Origin of the sequence: Delftia sp. GW456-R20, from assembly GCF_001622915.1 — a bacterium.
Classification (GTDB): Bacteria; Pseudomonadota; Gammaproteobacteria; order Burkholderiales; family Burkholderiaceae_C; genus Comamonas; species Comamonas acidovorans.
Genome location: NZ_LWCN01000004.1, coordinates 1,860,395 through 1,887,141, shown reverse-complemented (window position 1 = coordinate 1,887,141; position 26,747 = coordinate 1,860,395). Strand labels below are relative to the sequence as shown.

At 66.6% G+C, this 26,747-nt stretch carries 26 protein-coding genes, 1 tRNA gene and 1 pseudogene; 11 read left to right on the top strand and 17 right to left on the bottom strand.

Annotated features, from left to right (window positions below; genetic code table 11):
* Position 1: 1 nt before the first annotated feature.
* Positions 2-1,237, bottom strand: coding sequence for a cyanate transporter (locus tag A4F85_RS13725; RefSeq protein WP_063326893.1), 1,236 nt, complete (start codon positions 1,235-1,237; stop codon positions 2-4).
* A 3-nt stretch (positions 1,238-1,240) separates the two neighbouring features.
* The gene (locus A4F85_RS13720) at positions 1,241-1,702 is read right to left on the bottom strand and encodes a nucleoside deaminase (RefSeq protein ID WP_012204126.1); all 462 of its coding nucleotides are present in this window, start codon (positions 1,700-1,702) and stop codon (positions 1,241-1,243) included.
* A 117-nt stretch (positions 1,703-1,819) separates the two neighbouring features.
* Between A4F85_RS13720 and A4F85_RS13715 the strand changes: the two genes are divergently transcribed.
* Positions 1,820-2,698, top strand: a complete 879-nt coding sequence (locus A4F85_RS13715) for a LysR family transcriptional regulator (protein WP_063326892.1) — start codon at positions 1,820-1,822, stop codon at positions 2,696-2,698.
* 47 nt (positions 2,699-2,745) lie between these two features.
* Here the strand turns inward: A4F85_RS13715 and A4F85_RS13710 are convergent, their stop codons facing one another.
* The 3 genes from A4F85_RS13710 to A4F85_RS13700 all read right to left on the bottom strand — a co-directional run bounded on the left by A4F85_RS13710 (position 2,746) and on the right by A4F85_RS13700 (position 6,491).
* On the bottom strand, positions 2,746-3,720 hold the full coding sequence (locus A4F85_RS13710) for a tripartite tricarboxylate transporter substrate binding protein BugE (RefSeq protein ID WP_012204128.1): 975 nt from the start codon (positions 3,718-3,720) through the stop codon (positions 2,746-2,748).
* A gap of 137 nt (positions 3,721-3,857) precedes the next feature.
* Positions 3,858-5,105 carry a CaiB/BaiF CoA transferase family protein gene (locus tag A4F85_RS13705; protein ID WP_013803646.1) on the bottom strand — a complete coding sequence of 416 codons (1,248 nt, stop codon included), beginning with the start codon at positions 5,103-5,105 and terminating at the stop codon, positions 3,858-3,860.
* A gap of 189 nt (positions 5,106-5,294) precedes the next feature.
* Positions 5,295-6,491: an acyl-CoA dehydrogenase gene (locus tag A4F85_RS13700; protein WP_034391229.1), complete on the bottom strand. Its 1,197-nt coding sequence runs from the start codon at positions 6,489-6,491 to the stop codon at positions 5,295-5,297.
* Between the two features lie 229 nt (positions 6,492-6,720).
* Here A4F85_RS13700 and A4F85_RS13695 point away from each other — a divergent pair, with 229 nt between their 5' ends.
* Entirely contained in the window at positions 6,721-7,668 is a 948-nt protein-coding gene (locus tag A4F85_RS13695; RefSeq protein ID WP_063326891.1) for a LysR substrate-binding domain-containing protein, read from the top strand.
* Between the two features lie 120 nt (positions 7,669-7,788).
* On the opposite strand, the gene A4F85_RS13690 is transcribed toward A4F85_RS13695, so the two are convergent.
* Positions 7,789-8,535, bottom strand: a complete 747-nt coding sequence (locus tag A4F85_RS13690; protein ID WP_063326890.1) for an LrgB family protein — start codon at positions 8,533-8,535, stop codon at positions 7,789-7,791.
* A complete protein-coding gene (locus A4F85_RS13685; RefSeq protein ID WP_063326889.1) occupies positions 8,532-8,909 on the bottom strand; it encodes a CidA/LrgA family protein in 378 nt (125 codons plus the stop codon). The genes A4F85_RS13690 and A4F85_RS13685 overlap by 4 nt, the downstream gene beginning before the upstream one ends.
* Before the next feature lie 256 nt (positions 8,910-9,165).
* On the opposite strand from A4F85_RS13685, the gene A4F85_RS13680 reads away from it, so the two are divergent.
* Complete coding sequence (locus A4F85_RS13680; RefSeq protein WP_012204134.1) at positions 9,166-9,387, top strand: hypothetical protein; 222 nt, start codon at positions 9,166-9,168, stop codon at positions 9,385-9,387.
* A 644-nt stretch (positions 9,388-10,031) separates the two neighbouring features.
* Here A4F85_RS13680 and A4F85_RS13675 read toward each other — a convergent pair.
* A tRNA-Leu gene (locus A4F85_RS13675) sits at positions 10,032-10,116 on the bottom strand.
* A 39-nt stretch (positions 10,117-10,155) separates the two neighbouring features.
* On the opposite strand from A4F85_RS13675, the gene cysM reads away from it, so the two are divergent.
* The 3 genes from cysM (at position 10,156) to A4F85_RS13660 (ending at position 11,995) form a co-directional block, all read left to right on the top strand.
* A complete protein-coding gene (gene cysM, locus A4F85_RS13670; protein ID WP_017407070.1) occupies positions 10,156-11,061 on the top strand; it encodes a cysteine synthase CysM in 906 nt (301 codons plus the stop codon).
* A gap of 77 nt (positions 11,062-11,138) precedes the next feature.
* Positions 11,139-11,741, top strand: a complete 603-nt coding sequence (locus tag A4F85_RS13665) for an NUDIX hydrolase (protein ID WP_034391235.1) — start codon at positions 11,139-11,141, stop codon at positions 11,739-11,741.
* 26 nt (positions 11,742-11,767) lie between these two features.
* Positions 11,768-11,995, top strand: a complete 228-nt coding sequence (locus A4F85_RS13660) for a sulfurtransferase TusA family protein (protein WP_012204137.1) — start codon at positions 11,768-11,770, stop codon at positions 11,993-11,995.
* Between the two features lie 85 nt (positions 11,996-12,080).
* On the opposite strand, the gene galU is transcribed toward A4F85_RS13660, so the two are convergent.
* The 3 genes from galU to A4F85_RS13645 all read right to left on the bottom strand — a co-directional run bounded on the left by galU (position 12,081) and on the right by A4F85_RS13645 (position 16,703).
* Positions 12,081-12,968, bottom strand: a complete 888-nt coding sequence (gene galU, locus A4F85_RS13655) for a UTP--glucose-1-phosphate uridylyltransferase GalU (protein ID WP_063326888.1) — start codon at positions 12,966-12,968, stop codon at positions 12,081-12,083.
* Between the two features lie 11 nt (positions 12,969-12,979).
* Positions 12,980-15,892, bottom strand: a complete 2,913-nt coding sequence (locus tag A4F85_RS13650; RefSeq protein ID WP_063326887.1) for a valine--tRNA ligase — start codon at positions 15,890-15,892, stop codon at positions 12,980-12,982.
* A 184-nt stretch (positions 15,893-16,076) separates the two neighbouring features.
* Positions 16,077-16,703 (bottom strand): VOC family protein, encoded by a 627-nt coding sequence (locus A4F85_RS13645; protein ID WP_034391240.1) that lies wholly within the window; start codon positions 16,701-16,703, stop codon positions 16,077-16,079.
* 245 nt (positions 16,704-16,948) lie between these two features.
* Here A4F85_RS13645 and A4F85_RS13640 point away from each other — a divergent pair, with 245 nt between their 5' ends.
* From A4F85_RS13640 to A4F85_RS13630, 3 genes are read left to right on the top strand one after another with little or no spacing between them, the layout of a single operon-like run.
* Positions 16,949-17,842, top strand: coding sequence for a cation diffusion facilitator family transporter (locus tag A4F85_RS13640; RefSeq protein WP_063326886.1), 894 nt, complete (start codon positions 16,949-16,951; stop codon positions 17,840-17,842).
* Positions 17,843-17,879: 37 nt separating this feature from the next.
* Positions 17,880-18,128 (top strand): DUF1272 domain-containing protein, encoded by a 249-nt coding sequence (locus A4F85_RS13635; RefSeq protein WP_012204142.1) that lies wholly within the window; start codon positions 17,880-17,882, stop codon positions 18,126-18,128.
* Between the two features lie 19 nt (positions 18,129-18,147).
* A complete protein-coding gene (locus tag A4F85_RS13630) occupies positions 18,148-18,501 on the top strand; it encodes a hypothetical protein (RefSeq protein WP_063326885.1) in 354 nt (117 codons plus the stop codon).
* Between the two features lie 15 nt (positions 18,502-18,516).
* Here the strand turns inward: A4F85_RS13630 and A4F85_RS13625 are convergent, their stop codons facing one another.
* Genes A4F85_RS13625 through A4F85_RS13615 form a run of 3 tightly spaced genes read right to left on the bottom strand, consistent with a single transcriptional unit; the run spans position 18,517 to position 19,956 of the window.
* Positions 18,517-18,924 carry a ribosomal maturation YjgA family protein gene (locus A4F85_RS13625; protein ID WP_063326884.1) on the bottom strand — a complete coding sequence of 136 codons (408 nt, stop codon included), beginning with the start codon at positions 18,922-18,924 and terminating at the stop codon, positions 18,517-18,519.
* 20 nt (positions 18,925-18,944) lie between these two features.
* Positions 18,945-19,292 (bottom strand): antibiotic biosynthesis monooxygenase family protein, encoded by a 348-nt coding sequence (locus tag A4F85_RS13620; RefSeq protein ID WP_013803636.1) that lies wholly within the window; start codon positions 19,290-19,292, stop codon positions 18,945-18,947.
* 34 nt (positions 19,293-19,326) lie between these two features.
* Positions 19,327-19,956: an FMN-binding negative transcriptional regulator gene (locus A4F85_RS13615; protein WP_063326883.1), complete on the bottom strand. Its 630-nt coding sequence runs from the start codon at positions 19,954-19,956 to the stop codon at positions 19,327-19,329.
* Between the two features lie 101 nt (positions 19,957-20,057).
* Between A4F85_RS13615 and pdxR the strand changes: the two genes are divergently transcribed.
* Positions 20,058-21,578, top strand: coding sequence for a MocR-like pyridoxine biosynthesis transcription factor PdxR (gene pdxR / locus A4F85_RS13610; RefSeq protein WP_063327979.1), 1,521 nt, complete (start codon positions 20,058-20,060; stop codon positions 21,576-21,578).
* Between the two features lie 30 nt (positions 21,579-21,608).
* Here the strand turns inward: pdxR and A4F85_RS13605 are convergent, their stop codons facing one another.
* Both A4F85_RS13605 and A4F85_RS31435 read right to left on the bottom strand, forming a co-directional pair.
* Positions 21,609-25,238: a beta strand repeat-containing protein gene (locus A4F85_RS13605; RefSeq protein WP_231890547.1), complete on the bottom strand. Its 3,630-nt coding sequence runs from the start codon at positions 25,236-25,238 to the stop codon at positions 21,609-21,611.
* 57 nt (positions 25,239-25,295) lie between these two features.
* Positions 25,296-25,739: pseudogene (locus tag A4F85_RS31435) on the bottom strand (midcut-by-XrtH protein); the annotation flags it as partial.
* A 151-nt stretch (positions 25,740-25,890) separates the two neighbouring features.
* Between A4F85_RS31435 and A4F85_RS30635 the strand changes: the two are divergent.
* Positions 25,891-26,124 (top strand): hypothetical protein, encoded by a 234-nt coding sequence (locus A4F85_RS30635; protein ID WP_156517024.1) that lies wholly within the window; start codon positions 25,891-25,893, stop codon positions 26,122-26,124.
* Here A4F85_RS30635 and A4F85_RS13600 read toward each other — a convergent pair.
* Positions 26,111-26,689, bottom strand: a complete 579-nt coding sequence (locus A4F85_RS13600) for a YceI family protein (protein ID WP_012204149.1) — start codon at positions 26,687-26,689, stop codon at positions 26,111-26,113. The genes A4F85_RS30635 and A4F85_RS13600 overlap by 14 nt on opposite strands.
* Positions 26,690-26,747: the final 58 nt, after the last annotated feature.

Genomic DNA, 26,747 nt, shown 5'->3' with positions numbered 1-26,747 from the left:
GTCAGTCGCCTGGTGCACGCATGGCCTGGGCGTAGCGCTGCGGCGCCAGGCGTGACACCAGCACGCAGACCATGAGCACGGCGCCCAGCTGTGCCAGCCAGCCGGCGCCGAATCCGCCCGTGAACTGGTGCAGCCGGGCGATCACATAGGGCGCCAGCGCCGCAATCAGAAAGCCGCCGCCCTGCATCAGTGCGTTGAGCGCACCGGCCTGCGTGGGGTGGGGAAGATGGTCCAGTGCCACCACCATCATCAGCGCGAAGCAGCCACCCAGGCCGATGCCGAGGATGACGATGTTGAGCAGCGGCGCCGCATCAGGCCACCAGGCCAGCGCGGCCAGGCCGATGATCTGGCACAGCAGCGTGAACCCCAGCCATGGCCGCCGGTCGGCATGGCGCGCAGCCAGCACAGGCAGTCCCAGCGCGGCGCTGGCCTGGGCCACCGACAGCAGGGCCACCAGGCCGCCGCTTTGCGCGGGGCTCCAGCCGTGCGTCTGGTAGAAGGGCGCAAGCCAGGCCACCATGGCCGCATAGCCGCCATTGATGAGGCCGAAGCAGGCCATCAGCAGCCAGGTGCGCGGGCGCCGGCGCAGCCAGCCGGTGTCTTGCGAGGCATGGGCTGCCATGGGCGCCGGACCCGGCAACGCGCGCAGCGCATGCCGCGCCAGCGCCAATGCCAGCAGGGCGGGCGCAGTCCAGAGCGCCAATGCAAAGCGCCAGTCCAGTCCCCATTGCACGGCCAGCGGCGAAATCTGGGCACCGAGCGCTCCGCCGCCCATGAGCGCGGCCGAGTACAACCCCATCATCTGGGCCATGCGTGCGGGCGACTGGCGTTTGATCAGGCCCGGCAGCACGCCTTGCACCAGGGCCACGCCAGCGCCGCACAGCGCGGCCGTGGCCAGCAGGGTGGCCGCACTGGAGCCCGCCACGCGCAGCACGCAGCCCAGCGCAATCACCGCCAAGGACCCGACCACGGCGCGGCGCGGACCCAGGTGCCGCAGCGCGGCCGGGGCCAGCCAGGCGCCCACGCCCATCAACGCCATGGGCAGCAGCGTCAGCCAGGACAGCGTGGACAGATCCATGCCGGTGGCGGACTGTATCTGCGGGCCCAGCGGGCCGATGGCCGTGAGAAACGGGCGCAGGTTCAGCGTGACCAGGACCACGGTGGCCAGCCACAGCGCCGTTGGAATGGCGTGCGCTGCGGCAGGCGCCTCGGTGCGTGCAGGCGCAATGGACGACATGGCTCAGGCCCAGGGGGCGTTGCCATACAGCTGGGCCGCCGTGATGCCCGTGTCCAGCCGCGTCAGGGGCAGCGGTGGCGGCTGCAGCGGCATGCGCAGCCGCTGGTAGGCGCCTTCGCTGGACAGGCCGTAAGGCTGGGCGTCCGCGTTGTCGAAGGCGAAGAAAACCTGCTCGGCCCCGGCCATCACCAGCGCCGCCAGGCACATGGGGCAGGGGTGGCCGCTGGCGTAGATGGTGCAGCCAGCCAGGCTGGGGTTGGCCTGGGCGCGCGTGCCTGCGCGCAGCGCCTGCATTTCGGCATGGGCGCTGGGATCATGGCTTTGCACGATCTCGTTGACACCCGTGGACAGGATCTGCCCCTCGCGCGCGAGCAGGGCGCCGAAGGGCCGGCCGCCCCGCAGGCGGTTGTCGTGCGCCAGTTGCACGGCATGGCGCAGAAGGCGAATGTGTTCTTGTTCTTGCATGGGGATGGCTGGGCAATCGGGAGCTGAGGCCGCAGTCTAGGACGGGGCCCATCAATTGGAAAATTAAATGATCAAATGCTGGGCAGTGACAAAGCCACTGAAACTCGCCCAAGCCCCATGCAACCCTCTTCCATAGACCCCACCCTGCTGCGCAGCTTCTGCGCCGTGGCCGAAACCGGCAGCTTCACGCGCGCGGCGCAGGGCGTGCACCTGACCCAGTCCACGGTCAGCCAGCAGATCCGCAGGCTGGAGGAGCAAATGGGCTGCACGCTGCTGGACCGCAGCGGGCGCCATGTGGAATGCACGCTGGAAGGAGAGCGCCTGCTGGCCTATGCGCAACGCATCCTGGCCCTCATGGACGAGGCCGTGGAGCAGTTGGCTGGCGCCACCGAGGCCGTGCTGCGCATCGGTGTTCCCGAGGACTTTGCCGGCAATGCCTTGATGCCCGCCTTGGGCGCGCTTGCGCGCAGCCAGCCGCAGTTGCGCCTGGAGCTGACCAGCGGGTTGTCGCAGGCGATATGGCAGCAACTGCAGGCCGGCGAGCTGGACCTGGCCATCGTCAAGCAGCGCAGCGGCAGCACGCCAGGCATGGCGCGCTGGCCCGAACCGCTGGCCTGGATAGACAGTGCGCGGCATCCCTGCCACGGGATGGATCCCTTGCCCCTGGTGGTGTTTCCGCAGGGCGGCCTGTACCGCAGCGAGATGACGCATGCGCTGGATGCCGCCGGCCGGCGCTGGCGCCTGGCCTATGTGAGCGCCAGCCTGGCCAGCCTGGAAGCCGCCGTGGAGCAGGGCCTCGGCATCAGCCTGCTGCCGCGCCGGCTGGTCGGGCCCGGCCACCGCCTGCTCGACGACATGGCCGGCTTCGCCCCCGTGCCTGATGTGGAAGTGGCACTGCACGTGCGCGCCCAGTTGTCGGCGCCAGGGCGGCGCCTGGCCGAGCGCCTGTGCGAGGTGTGCGAGGCGTTGCTGTCGCCTGCCGCTGGCGAGGCCTGAAAAAAATCCCCGCCGTGGCGGGGATGGTCAGCGGGTGACGCGCAGGCTCAATCCATCGTCAGGTTCTGCTTTTGCACTACGTCCTTGTAGACCGCCAGTTCGGCCTTGATCTCTTCAAAGAAATGCTCAGGCGTGTCGGCCACGATCAGCGAGCCGGTTTCCTCGATGCGCTTCTTGATGGCCGGGTCCTGCAGCACCTTGCGCGTGGCGGCGTTGACCTTGTCCACGATGTCGCGCGGCAGGTTCTTGGGGCCGACGATGCCGTAGTAGGCCATGCGGTTGACGGGGGCCAGGCCCACTTCCTTGAAGGTGGGCACATCGGGCAGGGCGGCAAGGCGCTGGGGCGCGGCCACCACGATGGGCACCAGGCGCTTTTCCTTGACGAAGCCCAGGGCGGAGGGCAGGTTGTCGAAGATCAGCGGAACCTGGCCGGCCACGGCGTCGTTCAGCGCGGGGCCGCTGCCACGGTAGGGCACGTGGGTGATGTCGGTGCCCGTGGACAGCTTGAACATCTCCATCATCAGATGGGTGATGCTGCCGTTGCCGGGCGAGGCGTAGGAGTACTTGCCGGGGTTCTTCTTCACCTCGGCCAGGAACTCCTGGTAGTTCTTGCCCGCGAACTTGGGGTTGGCCGCAATGATGTTGGGCGTGGCCGCGATGTTCACGATGGGCGTGAAGTCGGTCAGCACGTTGTACGGGATCTTGGGGTTGATCGCCGGATTGGTGGCCGTGGTGGACACGGTGGCGATGCCCAGGCTGTAGCCATCGGGCTGGGAGCGCGCCGTCTCGGCCGCGCCGATGCTGCCGCCGCCGCCGCCCTTGTTCTCGACCACCACGGGCTGGCCCAGGGCACGGCCCAGCGGCTCGGCCACGATGCGCGCGATCAGGTCGGTGGTGCCGCCGGCCGCGAAGGGCACGAGCAGCTTGATGGGCTTGGTGGGGTAGCCCTGGGCATGGGCTGCGCCCGAAAGCGCGAGGGCGCCGAGGATGCCGGCGAGCGCGATGCGGGAGGTGTGAGTCATGGTGTTGTCTCCTTGAATGGATGTTGTGGACGTTTGTTGTGAGGCACCGACGGGTGGGAGGGCGTGATTCTTTAGGACATTCGTATGGCGGTGCTTGGGCTGAGAAATGTGGAGGAGGTGTTGCGCGGCGCTGGCGATCAGACCACGCCGCGCGAGCGCAGCGCCTGGATGGCCATGGGCGCAATGCCCAGCTCGCCCAGCACTTCATCGGTGTGCTGGCCCAGGGAGGGCGGTGCGCTGCGCAGCACGGGCGGGGTATCGCTCAGCCGCATGGGGCTGGCCACGCCGGCAATGCGCGAGATGCCGTCGCCGGCCTCGCGCGGCAGCTCGACGCGTATGCCGCGTGCGCGCACCTGCGGGTCGTCGAAGGCCTGGGCGATGGTGTTGATGGGGCCGCAGGGCACGGCCTTGTCTTCCAGCAGCGCAATCCATTCGGCCGTGCCGCGTGTCTTCATGAGGGGCACCATCCGCTCCAGCAGCGCCTGGCGGTTGCGCACGCGCGCGGTGTTGGTGGCAAAGCGCTCGTCCTGCGCCCAGCCGGCTTCGCCGACGGCGGCGCAAAAGCGCGCGAACTGCCCGTCATTGCCAATGGCCAGCAGCACGTTGCCGTTGGCCGTGGCGAAGTCCTGGTAGGGCGCCAGGCTGGGATGGATGTTGCCGGCGCGGCCCGGCGATTCGCCCGTGGCCAGAAAGCCGGCGGCCTGGTTGGCCAGCACGGCCATGCCCACGTCGAGCAGGGCCATGTCGATGTGCTGGCCCCGGCCCGAGGCCTGGCGCGCATGCAGCGCAGCCAGGATGGCATTGCTGGCATACAGGCCCGTGAACACGTCGATCACGGCCACGCCCACCTTGAGCGGGCCGCCTCCGGGCGCCTCGTCGGCATGGCCGGTGATGCTCATCAGCCCGCACATGGCCTGCACCATGAGGTCGTAGCCCGCGCGCTCGGCATACGGGCCGGTCTGGCCGAAGCCCGTGACCGAGCAATAGATCAGGCGCGGGTTGAGCGCCTTGAGGCTTTCGTAGTCCAACCCGTACTGCGCCAGGCCACCGACCTTGAAGTTCTCCACCAGCACATCGGCCCCGGCCGCCATCTGGCGAATCAGCTGCTGCCCATCTGGGGTGGACATGTCGATGGTGACCGAGCGCTTGTTGCGGTTGCAGGCCGTGAAATAACTGGCCTCCTGCGTGGCCTGCCCATCGTCGCGCGGCAGGAACGGAGGCCCCCAGTGGCGCGTGTCATCGCCGGCCACGGGCCGCTCGACCTTGATCACATCGGCACCCAGGTCGGCCAGCGTCTGCGTGCACCAGGGCCCGGCCAGCACGCGGGAAAGATCAAGCACCTTGATGCCAGCCAATGCGGCCGGCGCGGAGGATGTGGAGGACATGAGAGGGAAGAAATATGAGCGCGCCCGATGCCGCTGGTAGTTCAGCTCAGGGCTTGAGCTTCCATCACCCATATCGTGTGACACGGGCGTGGAACAGGCCAGGGACGCCGAGCAAGAGCCGCCTCGCGGCGAGGGCGTCGTCCCCCTCCGCGAAGCGAGAAGGGGGAAGGCGCGAAGCGCCTCAGGGGGTCAGTTGGCAAAAGCTGCGATGCCGGTCTGGGCACGGCCCAGGATCAGCGCATGCACATCGTGCGTGCCCTCGTAGGTGTTGACCACTTCCAGGTTGACCAGATGGCGGGCCACGCCGAACTCGTCGCTGATGCCGTTGCCGCCCATCATGTCGCGCGCCATGCGGGCGATGTCCAGCGACTTGCCGCAGTTGTTGCGCTTGATCAGCGAGGTGATCTCGATCACGTTCTGGTGCTCGTCCTTCATGCGGCCCACGCGCAGCGCGGCCTGCAGGCCCAGGGTGATCTCGGTCTGCATGTCGGCCAGCTTCTTCTGGATCAGCTGGTTGGCAGCCAGGGGGCGGCCGAACTGCTTGCGGTCCAGCGTGTACTGGCGCGCCGTGTGCCAGCAGAACTCGGCTGCGCCCAGGGCGCCCCAGGCAATGCCGAAGCGTGCGCTGTTCAGGCAGGTGAAGGGGCCCTTGAGGCCGCGTACTTCGGGGAAGGCGTTTTCCTCGGGAACGAAGACGTCGTCCATCACGATCTCGCCCGTGATGGAGGCGCGCAGGCCCACCTTGCCGTGGATGGCCGGGGCCGACAGGCCCTTCATGCCCTTGTCCAGGATGAAGCCGCGGATCTCGCCCACATGGCCGTCCTCGGTCACTTCCTTGGCCCAGACCACGAACACGTCGGCCACGGGGCTGTTGGTGATCCACATCTTGTTGCCCTTGAGGCGGTAGCCGCCGTCCACCTTGTAGGCGCGGCTGGACATGCTGCCGGGGTCGGAGCCGTGGTCGGGTTCGGTCAGGCCGAAGCAGCCGATGAACTCGCCGCTGGCCAGCTTGGGCAGGTACCTGTTCTTCTGGTCTTCGGTGCCGAATTCATTGATGGGCACCATCACCAGCGAGCTTTGCACGCTGGCCATGGAGCGGTAGCCCGAGTCCACGCGCTCGATCTCGCGCGCCACCAGGCCGTAGCTGACGTAGTTCAGGCCCGCGCCGCCGTACTGCGTGGGAATGGTGGGGCCCAGCAGGCCCAGCTCGCCCATCTCGCGGAAGATGCTCACGTCGGACTTTTCGTGGCGGAACATTTCCAGCACGCGGGGGGCCAGCTTCTCCTGGCAGTAGGCATGGGCCGCGTCGCGGATCATGCGCTCGTCTTCGCTCAGTTGCTGGTCGAGCTGGAAGGGGTCATCCCATTGGAAGCTGTTGCGGGCCATGGCGTGATTTCTCCAAAAAACAAAGAGGTCAAGGGCGGGTCGCTGCCATATGCCAAAGCCGGGCAGGCTGTGGCCATGGAGCGTTGTTGCGACGCATCTTAGAAGCGGGCCTGCGCGTGGCGCAAACGATGTTTGTTCATCCATGAATGCGTAAAGCGCATGTATGAATGGGTTGTTGCGGGTTATTCCCTATGATGTGAGGCTCTGAAGTGCATTGAATTCATGAGATATGCGTAGAGCCCTGCCATCCACCCAGGCCCTTGCCTGCTTCGAGTCGGCCGCCCGCCACATCAGCTACACGCGTGCGGCGCAGGAGCTGTCGCTCACGCAAAGCGCCGTCTCGCGCCAGATCATTGCGCTGGAGGAGTTCCTGGGCGTGCAGCTGTTCCGGCGCACGCGCCACGGCGTGCTGCTGACGGAGGCGGGCACGCAGTACGCACAGCAGGTCTCGCGCTGGCTGCACGGCCTGGAGCGCGACACGCTGGACATCATGGCCCACCAGGGCGAAGGCGGGCCGCTCAACCTGGCGGCCGTGCCCACCTTCGCCACGCGCTGGCTGTTGCCGCGCCTGCCGCAGCTGACGCGTGAGCATCCCGAGGTCACGGTGCATATCGACGTGCAGACGCGGCCCTTCCTTTTCGCCGATACCGTGTTCGACGCCGCGCTCTATGCAGGCACGCCCGAGCAGGTGGCACGCTGGCCCGGCGTGCAGGCGCAATGGCTGATGGACGAAGAGGTCGTTCCCGTGTGCAGCCCGCAACTGCTGGCCACGGCCCAGGCACGCGAGCCGGGCCGCGCCTGGCTGCCTGTGGGGGCGGACATCGTGGCCCGGATGCCGCTGCTGCAGCAAAGCACGCGGCCCTACGGCTGGCAGCAGTGGTTCGATGCCATGGGCGTGGCCGCGCCGCGCGCGCTGGACGGCATGCGGCTGGAGCTGTTCTCCATGCTGGCCGTGGCGGCCAGCCAGGGCCTGGGCGTGGCGCTGATGCCACCCATGCTGATCGAGCAGGAACTGGCGCGCGGCGACCTCATCATTGCCTGCCCCCAGCCACTGCGCGGCAACCGTGCCTACTACCTGGTCACGCCGGCCCTGGCGCCCGATGCGCAGCCCGCGCCCGCCCTGCGCGTGTTCTCTTCATGGCTGCAGCAGCGCGCCAGGGAGCACCGGCCTGCCTGAAAATTAAGCAGGCTTTGGATTGTTCAACGATGACAGTCACTTAACTGACTTATCCTTGCTGCTGGCTGCGCTTGTCCACAGGCTTGTGGGGGTGTCTCTGGGGAAAACCCGCAATCGCGCTCAAAACCAGGGCAGCACGGCCAGGCACAGCGGCATGACCACGGCCGTGGCCACGCCGTTCAGGCCCATGGCCAGGGCCGAGAAGGCGCCCATGGTCGGATTCACCTGCAGCGCGCGTGCCGTGCCAATGGCGTGGGCTGTAAGTCCCAGGGCAAAACCCTGCACGGCCGGGTCATCGCTGCGCACCAGGCGGATCAGCAGCGGCGCCATCATCGTGCCCGCAATGCCGGTGATGGCCACGGCCACGGCCGCCAGCGAGGCCGGCCCGCCAAAGCGCTCGGCCATGGGCAGGGCGATGGGAATGGTGGCCGACTTGGGCGCCAGCGCCACCAGTGTCTGCACCGTCGCTCCCAGGCTCCAGCCGATCAGCAGTGCCGACAGCAACGCCACCACGCAGCCCACGGCCAGGGCCACGCTGATGGGCAGCCACAGCGCGCGGATGCGCTCGCGCTGGGCGTACAGCGGAATTGCCAGCGCGACGGTGGCCGGGCCGATCAGCAGCCCCAGCAGCGAGACGCCGCTGCGGTAGCTGGCATAGGAGGTGCCCGTGGCCAGCAGCACGCCCACGATGACGACCACGGCCGTGAACACGGGAATCAGGAGCGGATGGTTGCCGCTTCTGCGGTACAGCGCCATGGCCGCCAGGTAGACGGCCATGGTCAGCACCAGCCAGGGCAGATGGGCAGTGGAGGCATTGCCGGACAGCGACTGCCAGGCGCTTTGCCAGTGGGTGGCGAGCGTGCTCATGCCTTGTCTCCCTGGCTGGCGGCCGCTTCGCGGGCGCGCTGGCGCTCCAGGCACCAGCGGAAGGTGAAGGCCGTGGCCAGGAAGGTAATGGCCGCACCCGCCACGCAGGCGATCACAAAGGGCTGCCATTCGCGCGACAGCCGGTCGAACTCCAGCATCACGCCTGCAATGACGGGAATGAACAGCAGCATCATGTTTTGCAGCAGCACGCCGGCGGCCTTCTCCAGCGACTCGGGCAGGCGGCCGTGCAGCAGCAGCGCCCCCAGCAGAAGCAGCGTGCCCACGAGCGCGCCCGGAAGCGGCAGCCCCGTGAGCTGGACGATGGCCTCCCCCAGCAACTGGAAGGCGAACAAGGCGGTGATGGCGTACAGCATGAAAACCTGAATTCCTGGGTCAGATGGGTGAGAGAGCGGCCAATGGGGCGGGGGCGGCAAGAGCGTGGAGCGCTCGTTGTCGGGCCGGGACCTGGCCCTGGCGCCTGTGGGACGCCGCCGCAAAGCGTGCAATCATCGCCCACAACTCGAAAAAAGGTGCGGCCACCGATTGCGCGGCTCCCGGGCCAAGGCTATGTTTGCATCCGTGCCCCCTAGAGTCCTGGGGCATGAGACTTTGAATAGCGAAGGAGTAGCGATGGCCGAAACCACATATCACGCACCCGTGTACGAGCCGACGGTGGATGAACTCGAAGTGCTCAAGAAGCTGGAGATGGGCGAGCCCGTGTCGCTGGAAAGCGCGGCGCGCGAGCATCTGTCCAAGAGGCTGCGCGAGCGTGGACTGGTCGAAGTGGACAGCAGCCATCAATGGCACATCACGGCGGCAGGGCGCGCGCAGATCCGCCGCACGGATGCCTGAGGCGAGGTGTGTCAGGCGCCTTTCGAATCGAGGGTTTTCCCTCGGATCTGGAGGTTGCCTGATTTGCAGGCAGCTTAGCCTGCGGCCAGTGAATGCAAGCACTTGGACGCCTCGTTCACTTGCTGTTCACTGATTATCCACAGGGTTGTTCAATGGATCTGTGGAGAAAGAAAGCCACCTCAGGGTGGCTTTCTTCATGGGCTTTTACAGGACCGAACCGTGGGCGCACCGGGCTGGTGCCCGCGCTGGGCAAGGGCTGCATGACGGTGGTGCAAGTGGCGGTTTTCAGAGGGAAGGTACTTAATTTGACGCAGGGCTGCAGCCCTGCCTGCGGGCTGGGATGGTGCTGCTTCAAGCAGGCTTCAGCATGGGCCAAGGTCCAGGCCTGGCAGGCCTTGAGAGGCGGTTGATGCCAAAGTTGTGCACAGGTTGGGCCCGGTGCGGCGAAAAGCGCGCAGGCGTCATCCCGCCCAAGGCATGAGGACGCAGGATCGGTGCAGGCTGGAGGGCCTTGAAATGCAGTGCAGCCGCTGAACACGGCTGGATGCAAAGGGGCTTGAGGTTTGTGCGGACGCTGTAAAGACAGCGGCCGGAAAAGAAATAGCCGAAAAAGCAGGGGACTGCTTTTTCGGCTACGTAATCTCTGGTGCCCGGGGCCGGAATCGAACCGGCACGCCTTGCGGCGGGGGATTTTGAGTCCCCTGCGTCTACCAATTTCACCACCCGGGCTACTTAGCGCAGGGGCGAATTATGGCACAGTGTGAGGCTATGAAAATTTATCCGACCATCGAAGACGCCATCGGCCGCACGCCCCTGGTGGCATTGCAGCGCATCGGTGCGCAGTCTCGCCAGGAACGTGGCAACGTGGTGCTGGGCAAGCTGGAAGGCAACAACCCGGCCGGTTCGGTCAAGGACAGGCCGGCCCTGTCGATGATCCGCCGCGCCGAAGAGCGCGGCGACATCAAGCCCGGCGACACGCTGATCGAGGCCACCTCGGGCAATACCGGCATTGCGCTGGCCATGGCCGCCACGATCAAGGGCTACCGGATGGTGCTGATCATGCCCGAGGACCTGTCCATCGAGCGTGCCCAGACGATGAAGGCCTATGGCGCCGAGCTGATCCTCACGCCCAAGAGCGGCGGCATGGAATACGCGCGCGACCTGGCCGACCAGATGGTGGCCCAGGGCAAGGGCGTGGTGCTCGACCAGTTCGGCAACCCCGACAACCCGCGCATCCACTACGAGACCACGGGTCCCGAGCTGTGGGAGCAGACCGGCGGCGAGATCACGCATTTCGTGAGCGCCATGGGCACCACGGGCACGATCACCGGCGTGGCGAAGTTCCTCAAGGAAAAGAACCCTGCCATCCGCATCGTGGGCGCCCAGCCGGCCGAGGGCTCGCGCATCCCCGGCATCCGCAAGTGGCCCGAGGAGTACATGCCCAAGATCTACGACGCCTCGCTGATCGACGAGACCGTGCTCGTGGGCCAGGACGATGCCGAGGACATGGCGCGCCGCCTGGCGCGCGAGGAAGGCATCTTTGCCGGCATCTCGGCGGCGGGCGCCTGCTGGGTGGCCCAGCAGATTGCCGAGCGCGAGAACAACGCCACCATCGTCTTCGTGGTCTGCGACCGCGGCGACCGCTATCTGTCCACGGGCGTCTTCCCCGCCTGACACAGCGACAGGCCCGCCTTCCGGCGGGCCTTCCTGTTTGCATTGAGCCAGGACAGCAAAAAACCAGGAACAGCCCCATGCACTATGAAACCCGCTATTGCACGCACTGCGCAACGCCCCTGCAGTGGGTGATCCAGGCCGAGGACGGCGGCGATGTATCGCGCCTGCGCTGCCCCGAGTGCGGCTGGACGCACTGGAACAATCCCACGCCGGTGCTGGCCGCCATCGTGGAGCTGGACGGCAAGGTGCTGCTGGCGCGCAATGCGGCCTGGCCCGAGAAGGTCTTCGGCCTGATCACGGGCTTCATGGAAGCCGGCGAGTCGCCCGAGGAGGGCGTGGCACGCGAGGTGGCGGAGGAAACCGGCCTGCAGGCCGAGTCGCTGGAGCTGATCAGCGTGCATGAGTTCCTGCGCATGAACCAGGTGATCATCGCCTTCCATGTGCGCGCCAGCGGCCAGGTGCGGCTGTCGCCCGAGCTGCTCGAGTACCGCCTGCTGGAGCCCGAGAAAGTCCAGGCCTGGCCTTCGGGCACCGGCATGGCGCTGGCCAAGTGGCTGCGCAGCCGGGGGCATGATCCTGTGATCCGTGACTTCTGGAAGCGTGCCGAGCAGGCCCAGGAGGCTGAAGCGAGTCGCGCCGATGAAGACACTGCTGCCGGCCTCAGCCGCGATGCCGCCTAGAATCCAAGGCTCAAGAGGTGCATCCGATGGAAATTCACAAGGAAATCGACACGCGCGGGCTCAACTGCCCGCTGCCCATTCTCAAGGCCAAGAAGGCGCTGGCCGAACTGGACAGCGGCCAACTGCTCAAGGTGGTGGCCACGGATACCGGATCGCTGCGCGACTTCCAGGCCTTTGCCAAGCAGACCGGCAATGAACTGGTGGAGCAGCAGACCGTGGGCGCGGAGTTCATCCATATCCTGCGTCGGCGCTGAGCGGCTGCACGCGGTTCGCTCCAAAGAAAAAGGCCTGCTTTCGCAGGCCTTTTGCATGGGGCAGGGGCGGCTCTGAGGCCCGGCCTCAGATGCTCAGGCCCTGCAGGTATTCGCGGAAGCTCGCGCCCACGTCCTCGTGCTGCAGCGCCAGTTCCACCGTGGCCTGCAGAAAGCCTTCCTTGCTGCCGCAGTCGTAGCGCTTGCCCTGGTACTGGAAGGCGTAGACGGCTTCATGGGCCATCAGGCGTTCGATGGCGTCGGTCAGCTGGATCTCGCCGCCCACGCCCTTGGGCTGGTTGCGGATCTCCTCGAAGATGGCCGGTGTCAGCACGTAGCGGCCAGCCACGCCCATGCGCGAGGGGGCCTTCTCGGGCGCAGGCTTTTCCACGATCTTCTCGATGCGCATCAGCGAACCGCCGGCCGGCTCGCCAGCCACGATGCCGTAGCGCTTGGTCTGCTCCAGCGGCACTTCCTGCACGGCCAGCAGGGAGCGGCCCTGCTTGTGGAAGGCCGATGTCATCTGCGCCATCACGCCGGGGCCGCCAGGCTCGCCCACCATCAGGTCGTCGGCCAGCAGCACGGCAAAGGGCTCGTTGCCCACCAGCGGCTCGGCGCACAGCACGGCATGGCCCAGGCCCAGCGAGCGCGGCTGGCGCACGAACAGGCAGTTCATGTCGGCCGGGCTGATGCTGCGCACCAGCTCCAGCATGGCCTGCTTGCCGGCGTTCTCCAGCTCGTTTTCCAGCTCGTAGGCGGTGTCGAAATGGTCCTCGATGGCACGCTTGCTGCGGCCGGTGACGAAGATCATGTCGCGGATGCCGGCCTCGTAGGCCTCTTCCACGGCGTACTGGATCAGCGGCTTGTCCACCACGGGCAGCATCTCCTTGGGAGAGGCCTTGGTGGCGGGCAGAAAGCGCGTGCCGAGCCCGGCAACGGGAAACACGGCTTTGCGGACACGGGTCTGGGTGCTCATGGTCGGCTCCTTCAACCCAGGCGGGCGAGTTGTTCCTGGATGCGGATCAGCGTTGCGCCGAAGTCGGCCACGCGCTTCTTTTCCTGGTCGATGACGGCCGGGGGCGCCTTGGCCACGAAGGCCTCGTTGCCCAGCTTGGCATTGGCCTTGGTGATCTCGCCTTCCAGGCGTGCGGCTTCCTTGGACAGGCGGGCCTTTTCGGCGGCCACGTCGATCTCCACGAACAGCGCCAGGCGCGCCTCGCCCACCACGCAGACGGGTGCGGCCTGGGCGGCCTCGGCCCAGGCGGCTTCGTCGTCAAACACCTTGACCTCGCTGAGCTTGGCCAGGTTTTGCAGCACGGCGGCATTGGTGCGCAGGAACTGCGACTCGTCGGCCGAGCTGGCCACGGCCAGCAGCGGCAGGCGCTGGGCCGGCGACACGCCCATCTCGCCGCGCAGCGTGCGGCAGGCGTCGATCATCTGCTTGATGCGGCCCACGTAGGCGATGGCGGCCTCGTCGATCTTCTCGGGCTGGGCCTCAGGGTAGCGGGCCACGGCCACGGACTCGCCGGGCAGGCCGGCGACCGGGGCGACCTTCTGCCACAGGGCTTCGGTCACGAACGGGATGATGGGGTGGGCCAGGCGCAGGATGGCCTCCAGCGTGCGGATCAGCGTGCGGCGCGTGGCGCGCTGCTGGGCCTCGTTGCCGGTCTGGATCTGCACCTTGGCGATTTCCAGGTACCAGTCGCAGAACTCGTTCCAGACGAAGTCGTACAGCGCGTTGGCCACGTTGTCCAGACGGAATTCGGCAAAGCCCTTGGCCACTTCGGCCTCGACCTTCTGCAGCTGCGAGGCGATCCAGCGGTCGGGCTGGCTGAACTGCATGTAGCCCGCGAACTCGCCGCCGGCCTGGCATTGCTCCTTGGTGTGGGGCAGCAGGCCGCAGTCATGGCCTTCGCAGTTCATCAGTACGAAGCGGCTGGCGTTCCACAGCTTGTTGCAGAAGTTGCGGTAGCCCTCGCAGCGCTTGCTGTCGAAGTTGATGGAGCGGCCCAGCGAGGCCAGGGCCGCGAAGGTGAAGCGCAGCGCGTCGGCGCCGTAGGCGGGAATGCCCTCGGGGAATTCCTTTTGCGTGTTCTTGCGCACCTGGGGCGCGGTCTCGGGGCGGCGCAGGCCCTGCGTGCGCTTGTCCAGCAGGGTGTCCAGGTCGATGCCGTCGATCAGGTCCACGGGGTCGAGCACGTTGCCCTCGGACTTGCTCATCTTCTTGCCCTGGGCGTCACGCACCAGGCCATGCATGTAGACATGGCGGAAGGGCACGCGGCCTGTGAAGTGCGTGGTCATCATGATCATCCGGGCGACCCAGAAGAAGATGATGTCGTAGCCCGTGACCAGCACCGAGCTGGGCAGGTAGAGGTTGTAGTCATCGTCGGCCGCCTCGGTCTGGTTCGGCCAGCCCATGGTGGAGAACGGCACCAGGGCCGAGGAGTACCAGGTGTCCAGCACGTCCTCGTCGCGCGTGAGCGTCTTGCCGGGGGCCTGGGCGCGGGCTTCTTCCTCGGTGCGGGCCACGTAGACCTTGCCGTCCTCGTCGTACCAGGCGGGAATCTGGTGGCCCCACCACAGCTGGCGCGAGATGCACCAGTCCTGGATGTTGTTCATCCACTGGTTGTAGGTGTTGACCCAGTTCTCGGGCACGAACTGCACCTGGCCGCTGGAGACGGCATCGATGGCCTTCTGCGCGATGGACTTGCCCGTGGCATCGCCTTCGCCCACCTTGTTCATGGCCACGAACCACTGGTCGGTCAGCATGGGCTCGATCACCTGGCCCGTGCGCGTGCAGATGGGCACCATGAGCTTGTGCTTCTTGGTCTCGACCAGCAGGCCGGCCGCGTCCAGGTCGGCCACGATGGCCTTGCGCGCCACGAAGCGGTCCATGCCGCGGTACTTCTCGGGCGCCTCGTCGTTGATGGTGGCCGTCAGCGTCAGCACGCAGATCATCGGCAGGCCGTGGCGCTGGCCCACGGCGTAGTCGTTGTTGTCATGCGCAGGCGTGACCTTGACCACGCCCGTGCCGAACTCGCGGTCCACGTAGTCGTCGGCAATGATGGGGATCTCGCGGCCCACCAGGGGCAGGATCACGGTCTTGCCGATCAGCGCCTGGTAGCGCTCGTCCTCGGGGTGCACCATCAGGGCTGCGTCGCCCAGCATGGTTTCCGGGCGCGTGGTGGCCACCACGAGCTGGCCCGAGCCGTCGGCCAGCGGATAGGCGATGTGCCACAGCGAGCCGTCCTTTTCCTCATTCTCGACCTCGAGGTCGGAGACGGCGGACATCAGCTTGGGGTCCCAGTTCACCAGGCGCTTGCCACGGTAGATCAGGCCCTGCTGGTACAGGCGCACGAAGGTCTCGTTGACGATGGACGACAGCTTGTCGTCCATGGTGAAGTACTCGCGGCTCCAGTCCACGCTGTCGCCCATGCGGCGCATCTGGCCGGTGATGGTGTTGCCGCTCTGGTTCTTCCACTCCCAGACCTTGCTCACGAAGTTCTTGCGCGCCTCGGGAGGCGTCGCGCCCATGTCGTGGCGGCTGGCGATGCCCTGCTCCTGCAGCTGGCGCTCCACCACGATCTGGGTGGCGATGCCCGCGTGGTCGGTGCCGGGCACCCAGACCGTGTTGTGGCCCTTCATGCGGTGGTAGCGCGTGAGGCTGTCCATGATGGTCTGGTTGAACGCATGGCCCATGTGCAGCGTGCCCGTCACATTGGGCGGCGGCAGCTGGACGGAGAACGATGGCTGGGATGCATCTGCCTGGCCCGTGCCGCGCACGCCGGCTGCGCCGTAGCCGCGCTTTTCCCATTCAGGGCCCCATTGGGCCTCGATGGCTGCGGGTTCAAACGATTTGGACAGGCTGTCGAGGCCTGGCTGGGCAATGGTGTCGCTCATGGCTTGCTTGCGGGGAATTGTGCGAATGGCGTTTGGCAAATGAAAACGGCATCCGTTGAAGGGATGCCGTCTGCATATGCGAAATGGATGACGGTTTGACGGGGATTCTACCGACCCCGTCCGCCTGCCTGTTCGCCGGGTTTTATTGAGAGCGTGTTGTGCACTCTAAAGTGCACAACACGCTCTAGGCCGCATCGGGCACGAACTCGGGCCGGTCGTTGCTCTGGGGCTTGAGCGGCTGGGCGGCCTTGCCTTCGGCGCGTTCCTTGCGCCATTGCTCCTTGCGTGCCGTCCACTCGTTCAGGCGGGCGTGGGCGGTGGTGCTTTCGCGCGCCATCTGCACTTCGTCGGCCAGCTGGGCCGACAGCTCCAGGCGGATGCCGTTGGGATCGAAGAAATAGATGCTCTTGAAGATGTGGTGGTCGGTCACGCCCAGCACCTCGATGCCATGCGCCACCAGGCGGGCCTTGGTGTTCTCCAGTTCCTCGACGGTGTCCACGCGGAAGGCGATGTGGTTGATCCACAGCGGCGTGTTGGGCGAGGGCAGGGCCTTTTCGTCGTCGCCGATGTCGAAGAAGGCGATGAACGACCCATCCTTCAGGCGGAAGAAGAAGTGCGTGTAGGGGCAGTACTCGCCCGTGCTGGGCACGTAGTCGCTCTGGATGATGTGATAGAGCGGCAGGCCCAGGATGTCCTCGTAGAAGTGGCGGGTCTCCTCGGCATCGCGGGCCTTGTAGGCGTAGTGGTGCAGCTGCTGCACGGCGGCGGGCGGTGGCAGTGTGGACAGGTCGGGACGGGCGCTTGTGTTCATCGAATGTCTCCTTGGTGGATGTTTTGATTCTACTATTCGTAATCAATTTACCTAAATGAAATGTTGCGATGGATGCAGGGATATGCGCGCTACGGTGTCCGGGCGACCTGCGGTGCGAGTTGCCTCCAGCACTTGACCTTCAAGTCACTTCACGCTTTCTCATGGAGGTCCGTGCCCCTGCCTGCCATGGATGCCATCGGTGCAGCGGCCCTCTGTTCACAACCGTTTTCAAGTCAAGGAATCTCATGAGCGACAGCCATCAGCACGGCGACGTGCGTGCCCTGCCGGAATCCCGCCTCTGGTTTGCCTTCGGATTGACCGGCACCTTCATGGTGGTGGAAATCATCGGCGGCATGGTCACGGGCAGCCTGGCCCTGATCTCCGACGCCATGCACATGCTGACCGATGCGATGGCGCTGCTGCTGGCCCTGGTGGCCATACGCGCCGGCCGCAAGGCAGCCGACCTGCTGCGCACCTACGGCTATGCGCGCTTCGAGATCCTGGCCGCCGCCATCAATGCGCTGGTGCTGCTGGGCGTGGCCTTCTACATCCTGTATGAGGCCTACCGCCGGCTGTCGGCGCCTACAGAAATCCAGTCCCTGGGCATGATGGCGGTGGCGGCCGTGGGGCTGGTGATCAACCTGCTCTCGATGCGCCTGCTGTCGGGTGGCAAGGACGAGAGCCTGAACGTGAAAGGCGCGTACCTGGAGGTGTGGGCGGACATGCTGGGCTCGGTCGGCGTGCTCGCCGGTGCCGCGCTGATCTGGCTGACGGGCTGGCGGTGGATCGACTCGGCGGTGGCCGTGGGCATCGGCTTCATGGTGTTTCCGCGGACCTGGACCCTGCTGCGCGAGTGCATCAACATCCTGCTGGAAGGCGTGCCCTCGGGGATGAGCCTGCAGGCGGTGCGCGAGACGATTGCGGGCACGGCGGGCGTGGCAGCGATCCACGATGTCCACCTGTGGGCGGTCACGCAGAGCAAGCCCATGCTGACCGGCCATGTGGTGCTGCTGCCCGGCGCGGACGGCGAGCAGGTGCGCCGCGATATCGAGGACAGGCTGCAGGCCGGCTTCGACCTGCACCATACGACGCTGCAGATGGAGAGCGAGGATCGCTCCGCGGCAGAGCACATCCACTAGGATGCCAGTCTTCATGGACCCCACCCGGAGTGCACCGATGCTTGAGCTTCGACCCAACTGCGAATGCTGCGACAAGGACCTGCCGCCAGAGTCTGCCGAGGCTCGCATCTGCACCTTCGAGTGCACGTTCTGTGCCGGCTGTGCGGATCATGTGCTGCACGGCGCCTGCCCCAACTGCGGTGGCGAGCTGGTGGCCAGGCCGCGCCGGCCGGCGGACAAGCTGGAGCGGTATCCGGCCTCAACGAAGCGGGTGCTCAAGGCCGGCGGCTGCGCTGTACGGGCCTGATCCGGCACGGAGCCATCGATTGCAGTACCAGTACCACGATGGATTGCTGGAGCAGGTGCGCCTGGATGTGGCGGCCCGGAGCGTGGAACTGTGCTTCTTTCTCTATGCCGTGTTCGACAAGCCGCAGGCCAGGGTAGCCATTCGCTTGGAGCGGATCGTCAACTTTCCTGCCGTGCAGGCGTACTTTGCCAACGTCCAGCGCGACGCAGCCGCAGAGATGGATGACTGCCTGGACCGCTGCGAAGTGCTGCAGCGGGATACGAAGAGGCCTTCGTCAGCAAGGGCGCAGCATCTGTTCTTGCAGCTGTCCCACTATGGGCGGCTGAAAATCCACTGCGGATCCGTTGTCGAGGAGCTTGTTCCAGAGCCGTAGCGGACCGCTGTGGGTTTATACCGTGAAGACGGGGCGCCTGCGGCCACGGAACGCAGCCTCCACCGCCAGCACGGCTGCAAAACCCATCACATAGGCCAGCACATCCCACCAGTCGGCCGTGCTGCCCAGCACGATGCGCAAAGCGCGGTTGGGAATGTGCAACTGGAAGGTCGATGCCAGGAACTGGCCCAGCTCCACCAGCAGGCCCACGCACAGCGCGGCCGATGCCAGCGTCAGCACGCGCGCGGCGATCACGGTCTTGAACACGGCATAGACCCAGGCCACGGCCAACACGTCGCCGAAGAAGCTGCGCACCCAGCCCCAGCGCGCGCCGACGGTGGCCAGCAGCACGAGCAAGACAAACAGGGCCACCGCCCACGCCAGGGAAACAGGATCAAAACGCCATCGCATGGCCGCCATCATCGGGCCAAAAGCGGGTCCGGTCAGCGAGCCGGGTGCGCAGTGCCTTGCGCAGCGGTGGCCAGCGGGTGCGCTATGCCGCCGTCGCCGTAGCTGCCCACCACCTGGGCGATCACCACCTGGTAGCCCTTGAGCCAGCGCGCCTGTTGCTGCTTGGCTTCGAGGTGCGCAGGGTGGCGCATCAGTTGCTGCAGCGCCTCCCAGGTCTGCCAGTAGTAGACGTTGGAGACCAGGCCTGTGGCGGGGTTCTCCCAGGCCTCTTCGCCCAGGTAGCCGGGGATGGCGCGGGCGATCTCGGCGATCCGGCCGTCAAGGGCATGGAATGGTGCGTCGTATTCGCCCGGCGCGAAGGTGAAGGTGGATGTGTACATCGGTGGTTGGCAATCTGTATGAGGGTGGCTGGCGCTAGATGCGCGGCGCCGCATCCATGGCACCGGCCAGCGGCTCCTGTCCGCGCTCGCGCAGCGCGCCGATGGCGCCTTCCAGGTCGCGGGCCTGCCGGTTCTGGCTGAGCTTGGCCTTGCCCTCCAGGCGGGTGATGCGGATCTGCAGGCCGACGATGGCCTGCAGCATGCCGTCGATGAATTCACGCGGCGAGTCGGACATCTTCCAGGGCTGGGCCTGCGATGCCTCATGGACCCGCGTGAGCCGCCCGACCAGGCCGCGCACGAATTTCTCGTCGTCATGGATGCTGATTTGCCCGTGCACATGCACGGCCTCGTAGTTCCAGGTGGGCACCAGGCGGTGCGTCTCGTGCTTGCTTGGATACCAGCTGGGCGAGATATAGCCTTCGGCGCCACGGAAGACGACCAGCACCTCGGCGCCGTCGCGGCACTGGTGCCAGAGGGGATTGGCGCGGGCCACATGGGCGCTCAGCGTGCCCATCTCCCCTGGGTCCGCATCCAGCAGGAACGGCAGGTGGTTGGCGTCCAGCACGCCGTTGGCCTGGGTGACGAGCGTGCCCAGGGGGTGGCTGCGGATCAGGCCGTGCAGGCTGTCGGAATCGGTGAGGGAGAAATGGGCGGGCGTGTACATGGGCGCTTCCTGGGCTGGTGTGCCGGCATCGGGGGAAACCGGACTATCCACCATCCCTGGCACAATGAAAAATCCAGTTTTATGATTTTTTGGCAGGCCAGTTGAAATCCGCTTTCACCCGCCACGCCGGCGCAGCGCCCGGCGCCCGCACCCTGCACGAATGGCTGAAATCACAGGTGGCCGACGGCAGCCTGGCCGTGGGCGCACGCCTGCCCTCCACCCGCGCCCTGGCGCTGGACCTGGGCGTGTCGCGCACCACCGTCACAGCGGCCTACGAGCAGCTTGCGGCCGAAGGCTATCTGGAGACCGCTCCAGGCAGCAGGGCGCGCGTGGCGGCTGGCGCGGCGCAGCGCAGCCGTGCGCGCAGCATGCCGTCAGCGGCCCAGCAGCATGACCGTCCCCGGCTGTCTTCCTATGGGCAGCGGGTGGATGCGCTGGCGTCAGCCCTGCCGCCGGCAGCAGGCGATGGTGGGCCGGCCCCGATCGACTTTCTCTACGGCGCCCTGGCCTTTGACGACTTTCCCACGCTGGCCTGGCGGCGCGCCTACAACCGCGCCATCGTGCAGCGCCAGTCTTCCCTGTCCTACGACGCGCCCGAAGGCGAGCCGGCGCTGCGCATGGCGCTGCAAGGCTATCTGCGCAGGGCGCGGGGGCTTGTCTGTTCGGCCGAACAGATCGTGGTGGTGCAGGGCTCGCAGCAGGCCATCGACCTGTGCGCACGCGTGCTGGTCGATCCGGGCGAGACCGTGCTGATGGAGGAGCCCTGCTACCTGATGGCGCGCCGCGTGTTCGAGGCCCAGGGCGCATGCCTGCAGGAAATGGCCGTCGATGAACAGGGCCTGGATACCTCGGCGCTGGCCGGGCGCCAGGCGCGGCTGGCCTATGTCACGCCCTCGCACCAGTTTCCGCTGGGCGGCGTGCTGCCAATAGGCCGCAGGCAGCAACTGCTGGCCTGGGCGCGCGCCACGGGTGCCTGGATTCTGGAGGACGACTACGACGGCGAATTCCGCTACGGGCTGCGCCCCATCGACGCCCTGCAGTCCATTGACGAGGTGGGTTGCGTCATCCATGTCGGCACCTTCTCCAAGGCCTTGTCGCCGCAGATGCGCATGGGCTACCTGGTGCTGCCGCCGTCCCTGGTGCCCGTGTTCCGGGAAGCCCGGCGGCTGGCCGACCGGCATGCACCGCGCCTGGACCAGCTGGTGCTGGCCGCGCTGATCGAGGACGGCAGCTACGAGCGCCATGTGCGCGCTGCCCGCCGTCGCAACGAAGGCCGGCGGGCGGCATTGCTGCAGGCGCTGGAGCGGCACCTGCCGGGCGCGGTGCAGGTCGAAGGCTCGGCCTCCGGCCTGCATGTGGTGGCCTGGGTGCCTGCCGTGCATCAGCGCGATGAGATTGCCCTGGTGCGGTTGGCGCGAGAGCGTGGCGTGGGCGTTCGTCCCATCTCGCCGCTCTATGCGGCCGGTGATGCCCATCGCCGCCAGTCCTGCGCCGGGCTGGTCCTGGGTTATGCGAGCCTGCAGCCGGAGGCCATAGAGCAAGGGGTGCGCAGGCTGGCAGGCGTGGTGCGGGATGGACAGAAAAAAGGCGGGGCCTTCGAGGCCCCGCCTTGCCGACGCTGAGGTTTCCGGGTGTTGCCGCAGCGCCTGCAATCAGGTGGCGCTGCAGAGAATGAGCGTGGAACTCACGCTGCCAGCGGGCTTCCCGCCTGTGCCCGCATAGCCGTTGGGCAGCGTCGTCGAGCCATTCAGCGTGAAGGCGACGCTGATGGACAGCGTGGTTCTGAACGCGATCGTGGCCCCTGCCGGCAGTGCCGAGGTCAGGGTGACCTGGCGGGAGGTTGGGGAAAGTACCGACACGTTGGCTGTGCCTCCCGTCACACTGAACACACCGATGTTGGCAACTCCCGAACCGATGATGGTCACCGTGGTGCCGACGGGAAGCGGCGCAGAGCCTGCAGTGAGGGTGAAGCCGGGGCCAAGGACGCCAAGCACACCACAGCTGCCATCGAGGTGGTAGGCGCCAATGTCGATGGAACCCGAGACCGTGATCGACAAGGCTGCGGTGTCGGTGTTGCTGCCCTGGATGGTGACATTGGTCGGCCCCTCGTCCGAACCTGCGGTGAAGGTCACCGTGCAAGTCCCCCCGGCCGGCAGCGACAGCCCGCAGGTGTTGCCGGAAACGGACAGCCCACTGCCGCCGGGGATGGTGGCGCCGATATTGGCGGCGGCATTCGATCCCGTGTTGGTGATGGTCACGAAGCCCGTGCCGCCAGTAGCAATCGTCAGGGTCGATGCGGCGATTCCCAGCGTGGTCGTGGTGCTGGGCGCCGTCACGGTGAACTGCACTGACGTTGCCGTGGTGTTGCTGCCAGCGAAGCTGATGGCCGTCGGACCTTCCGGCGTGGCTCCAGTCAGCGTGATCGTGCAATTGGCCCCCGCTGCCAGCGATGAACCACAGGTGTTGGCCGACACCGTGATGCCGCTGCCTGCCGGAATCGTGGCCTGAACGTCGAGCGCAGGGGCCCCACCGTTGTTGGTGATGGTCACCGAGCCCGTTGTCCCTGTGTTGAACGACACGGGCGTGGTGGACATGCCCAGCGTGGTCGGCGTGACGGGCGCCGTCACCGTGACCGGCACGGTCGTGGCCAGCGTATTGCTGCCGCCGAGGCTGATGGCCGTGGGGCCTTCGGCGGCGGCCGCAGTCAGGGTGATGCCGCAGCTGGCCAAAGAGGCGAGTGCGGCACCGCACGTGTTCGACTGCACGGTGATTCCGCTACCGGCTGGCGCCGTGGCGGTCACGTTGAAGGCTGCAGAAGCGCCGGTGTTGCTGATGAGGACCGTTGTCGAGCCGCCCGCAGCGAACGACAGCGGAGCGCTGGGTATCGAGAGCGTGGCCGTGGGAACGGGCACCGTCACCGTGACCTGCACGGTCGTGGTGGGCGTATTGCTGCCGCCGAAGCTGACCGCGGTCGGGCCTTCTGCGGCCGCAGCCGTCAGCGTGATCGTGCAGTCGGCCCCGGGGGGCAGGGAGATGGGGCAGGTGCTGGACGCCACCGTGATGCCGCTGCCGACCGGAATGGTGGCTTGCACGTTGAACGCCGGTGCGGGCCCGTTGTTGGTGATGGTCACCGTGCCCGCTCCGCTGGTGCCAAACGACACGGGTGCGGCGGGAATGTCCAGCGTGGTCGGCGTGACGGGGACCGTCACCGTGACCGGCACCGTCGTCGCCGGTGTGTTGGTGCCGCCGAAGCTGATGGCGGTCGGCCCTTCGGCCGCAGTGGCCGTCAGCGTGATCGTGCAGCTGGCAGCGGGGGCCAGGATGGCGGGGCAGGTGGTGTTGGACACCGCGATGCCGCTGCCGGCCGGAATGGTGGCCTGCACATTGAACGCGGGTGCAGTTCCGTTGTTGACGATGGTGATCGCGCCTGCGCCGCTGGTGCCGAACGACAGGGGGGTCGTGGGAATGTTCAGCGTGGTGGGTGCGACGGGGGCTGTCACCGTGATCGGCACGGTCGTGGCCGGCGTGTTGCTGCCGCCGAAGCCGATGTCGGTCGGGCCTTCGGCCGCAGCGGCCGTCAGCGTGATCGTGCAGCTGGCAGCGGGGGCCAGGATGGCGGCGCAGGTGGAGTTGGACACCGTGATGCCGCTGCCGGCCGGAATGGTGGCCTGTACGTTGAACGCGGGTGCGCTTCCGCTGTTGTTGATGGTCACCGAACCGGCGCCGCCGGTGCCGAAGGACACGGGGGCAGTGGGAATGTTCAGCGTAGTCGGCGTGACAGGGGTCGTCACCGTGACAGGCACCGTCGTGGCCGGCGTGTTGCTGCCGCCAACGCCGATGTTCGTCGGGCCTTCCGGTCCTGCCGCCGTCAGTGTGATGGTGCAGCTTGCGCCCACCGGCAGTGACGCCGGGCAGGTGGAGGAGGCCACCGTGATGCCGCTGCCGACCGGAATGATGGCCCGCAGGTTGAACGCGGGCGCCGTTCCGTTGTTGGTGATGGTCACCGAGCCTGCGCCGTAGGCGCCGAACAGCACGGGTGCTGGGGGAACGGTAGGCGCGGTTGGCGCGACGGGTGCGGTGACCGTGACCTGTGCGGTAGCGGCGGGCGCATTGCTGCCGCCGAAGCCGATGTTGGTCGGGCCCTCGGCCGAAGGGGCAGTCAACGTGATCGTGCAATTGGCCGAGGGAGCCAGGATGGCGGCGCAGGTGGTGTTGGACACCGTGATGCCACTGCCCGCCGGAATGCTGGCCTGCACATTGAACGCAGGTGCGCTGCCGCTGTTGGTGATGGTCACCGAGCCAGCACCGTTCGCTCCGAAGGACAGGGACGCCGAGGGAATGGTCAGCGTGGCGGGCAGGACGGCAGTCGTCACCGTGACGGGCACGGACGTGGAAGCCGTGTTGCTGCCGCCGAAGCCGATGGGGGTCGGGCCTTCCGCCGAGGGGGCTGTCAGCGTGATCGTGCAGCTGGCCGAGGAAGCCAGGATGGCGGAGCAGGTGGTGTTGGACACCGTGATGCCACTGCCCCCTGGAATGCCGGCCTGCACATTGAGCGCAGGTGCGCTGCCGCTGTTGGTGATGGTCACCGAGCCGGCGCCGCCCGCTCCGAAGGACACGGACGTCGCAGGAATGTTCAGCGTGGTGGGCGTGCCGGTTGCCGACACCGTGACCGGCACGGAAGTGGACGCCGTATTGCTGCCGCCGAAGCCGATGGCGGTCGGACCTTCCGCCGAGGGCGCGGTCAACGTGATCGTGCAGTTGGCAGAGGGTGCCAGGGCGGCAGGGCAGGTGGTGTTGGACACCGTGATGCCACTGCCCGCAGGAATGCTGGCCTGCACATTGAGCGCATTTGCGCCGCCGCTGTTGGTGATGGTCACCGATCCCGTGCTGCCCGCCGCAAACGACAGCGGCGTGGCGGGAATGCTCAGCGTGGTGGTCGGGGCCGGGCCACCTGTCACGGTGACCGGGGTGGTGGTGGCTGCGGCGTTGCTGCCGGCAATGCTGACCGTGGTCGGGCCTTCCGCCGCGGGTGCCGTCAGGGTGATGGCGCAGCTGGAGCCCGCAGGCAGCGTTGCCGCGCAGCTGTTGGAGGCGATGGTGATGCCGCTGCCTGCGGGAATGGTGGCCTGCACATTGAGCGCTGCCGAGCCGCCGCTGTTGCTGACGTTCACCGTGCCGGTGCTGCCTGCGGCAAATGACAGGCCCGCGCCGGGAACGCTGAGCGTGGTGGGGCTGGCGCCGGCCGTGGCCTGGGCTGCCTCGGCGCGGCAAATGGTTTCCACATTCACCCGGCATGTGCCATTGGGCGCAATGGTGTTGCCCACGGCGCAAAGAGGCGGGGGCGATGCGGGCGGTGCCCCTGGCGGCATGAGATGGGTGAAGCCCGAGGGAAAACACTGATTCAAATTCGGTGGCTGAATGGCGGTGATTTTGAGTGCTACACCGGAATCATTGGTGAAATCTTCTGCAGAAAATCCATTGATATTGCCGCCATTGACAATTTGCGCAACGAGCAATGGCCGTGTCTCGCCCGCCGGGTTGGTAAAGCTGCCCGTCAATTGGGCACGCAGATCGGGGCTGTGCCACAGCGTGGCGCACACGATGGCGCTGGTGCACAGCGCCATGAAGAGCGCCCGGTGCTGCCGGTTGCGCAGCACCAGCCAGGCGGCCATGGCCAGCCCTATGGCAAGGGCCAACAGACTCCAAGGGTTGTCCACCGGAATCGCGGTTGCCGCGACGGCGGCAGCCGGAGCGACCGTGATGCTTTGGGCATTGGCGGCCATTGGGAATGAATGGGCGGCAATGGCGGCGACAACGGCGGGAGCAATGGAGATCTGCTTCATGGGTGAATGCCAGGGAGTGATCGGAAAATGAAATTTAAAGTAAGTTTTTTGGAGTATGTCTATTTGTATCTATCGATACCGAGGAATCGTTATGCTGCGACTTCTCAATGACCGTGAAATCGCTATCAATTTGATGCATTTGCAAAGGCCGCCAATGTGCTTGCTGTACCTCTGTGGAGCGGGTGCGAATGGAGGGCATTGGCAAGGTCTTTTCCGGGAATTCAGAAAAGGCAAAAAAAAGCCCGTGACCGGCTTGCGGATCACGGGCTTTGAGCGGCAGCGCCCTGAAAGGCACTGCGGCGAATGCGGTTTTACTGCTGCTTGACCGCTTCGATGGACATCACCAGGCGCACTTGCTTGGGGAAGCCATAGTCCACGCCGTAGTTCACGCCGAAGGCGGTGCGGTCGATCACGGCTTCGAAGTCGCCGCCGCAGGTCTCACGCTTTTGCAGCATGGCGTTGGGGTAGCAGGTGAACTTGTTGGCCTTGATGGTCACGGGCTGGGTCTTGTCCAGGATGGTCAGGTGGCCGGTGACTTCCTTGAGCTTGTCGCCGTCGAAGACGAACTTGTCGGAGACGAACTTGGCCTGGGGGAACTTGGCCACGTTGAAGATGTCGGCGCTCTTGAGGTGCTTGTCGAAGGCGGCGGTGCCCGAGCTCAGCGATTCCATTTCCAGCACGACTTCGACCTTGCCGGCCTTGGCGTCACGGTCGAATTCCACGGTGCCGCTCTTCTTGTCGAAGCGCACGCGGTTGGTCGAGGCGCCGTTGTGGTCGATCTCGAACGTGGCGAAGGTGTGCGTCGGGTCGATGGCGTAGGTTGCGGGAGCAGCCTGGACAGCGGTGGCGAACAGGCCGGCAATGGCCAGGGCAAACACGGAAGTGCGCATGAAAGAACTCCTAGGTTGGGGTTGCACGAAACGGGAAAGAAAATGGCCGATCTTGGGC